This window comes from uncultured Candidatus Kuenenia sp. (genome assembly GCF_900696675.1).
GTDB classification, from domain to species: Bacteria; Planctomycetota; Brocadiia; order Brocadiales; family Brocadiaceae; genus Kuenenia; species Kuenenia stuttgartiensis_A.
The window spans coordinates 1-1,589 of record NZ_CAADGZ010000266.1; the positions used below are offsets into that span (position 1 = coordinate 1).

General features: G+C 46.0%; 1 protein-coding gene and 1 pseudogene. Both read right to left on the reverse strand.

Annotation, left to right across the window (positions count from 1 at the left end; translation table 11 throughout):
* Window positions 1-616 (reverse strand): annotated as a pseudogene (locus QZT26_RS17540) (IS66-like element ISCku7 family transposase); the annotation flags it as partial.
* Window positions 603-1,484 carry a Druantia anti-phage system protein DruA gene (locus QZT26_RS17545; protein ID WP_099325006.1) on the reverse strand — a complete coding sequence of 294 codons (882 nt, stop codon included), beginning with the start codon at window positions 1,482-1,484 and terminating at the stop codon, window positions 603-605. The gene QZT26_RS17545 and the pseudogene QZT26_RS17540, both read right to left, overlap by 14 nt.
* Window positions 1,485-1,589: the final 105 nt, after the last annotated feature.

Consider the following 1,589-nt stretch of genomic DNA (forward strand, 5'->3'; position numbering starts at 1 on the left):
CAATCTCGTTATACTGTGGCTCCAGGAGTGTTGCAAGGGATTTCCATGCCTGGGTTAGACCGCCGGCGCTTATTTGAAGGTTGAAAAATACGGAAAGCATCTTTACGATGTTGTTTACACTGATACCGATTAAGTAGTGAAGCCATGCGGTAAAGACAACAAGGCGCAATCCTAGTCGGGCGCCATGCAACGCATCTGTGACCTTGGGTTGAACTATCTTTTTGCAACAAGCACACCAGTAACCATGAACTGTATGTTCCGTCACAACAGGGTCAAGGCGTGGAATATCTTCGATGTATCGCTTATAAGTTCTTACCGGTTTTTGTAATGGCTGGTGGCAATCAGGGCAACTCTCCATGGAATGCGTTTGATAGGCAGTTACTGTTTCAGGTCGTTTCCGGCAAACTCCCTTATGTCCCTTTTTCCTGCCACAAGGCCGTTTTCTCTTTTTCTTTGTGGGCTTTAGATAGGGCGGTATCGAACCGGAAGGGGTAGTCGGACCCGGTTTATCGCAAAGCCGGTCATATTTTTCTGCTTTCTCCGCCAGTATCAGGATGGCTTGAATCGCATCCTCTCTGTCCATCTCCAAAATAGCTATGGCTTCATCCCTGGTCACAGTCAAGAAACCTCCGAAAGTTTTTTTGAAGAGGGTAGAGGTAGAGATCCTTAGGTTGGCCATGATACAGATAGCGATTGCCCCGTTTTGCGCTCCCTTTGGTTTTGCCAGCACGAATCCAATTGGCCGCCTGATAGCAGGTACCCTTAAACCGCGCGGTATCAACAAAGGTTTCGGCTAAATAAACGGGATGGCCGTAAACGGTATTCCAGTCATCTGACAGACGTCTGAGGGCAAGTGACAATACCTTGGATGCAAGGTGTTTGATCTTAACCCATGGTAGAATGAGAAATCGTACGTTATTTGCAATCAAATGTAAGTGTGTACGTTTAGTCGTCTCATCCCATTCAATGAAACGATCACGGTCTTTGACTTTCCATGCGGCGCTTGCCCACCCCAGGCAGGCAACAACCTGATTGCCTATACGTACGATGTGTCTGAGGTGTTCGCCAACAAGCCGGGGATTGCCGAGGTAGTGATAGTGTTGGAAGAGATACTCCCAGAGATATCTTTCCTGAGGGTCTTTTACCACATGGATTGTCAGGTTTTCATACTCTGTGATTTTACCTTCTAGTGGTCTCCTGACGAAAAGGGGTGTCTGGACAAAGACCTTGGGTTTCAGATTGTTTTTGGCCCGTATACGTGGAGGAAGCGTTATCAATCCCTGTTCTTCTAATCTCAAAAGGAGGTCTCGTGCTGCGTATTCTTTATGTTTGCCATTGGGCTGCACCCAGTTCCAATGCTTGCATAGTTCGCAGGAAATATAAGTCCGACCTCTGAGAAAATGCTGCTCGATGAGCGCCTTTATAAAGGCGATATCGTCCGCATGCAGTTTTCGTGAACGGTATTGGAATATGATAGGCTTCATAAACTGTTTCCCTTTATTGAAGCCTTTTATACCACAAAGGAAAAACAGACGCCAGCTTTTTTTACCTTTTTTCGCTATTAATTTTTCAAAGAACTAAAGTGTTAC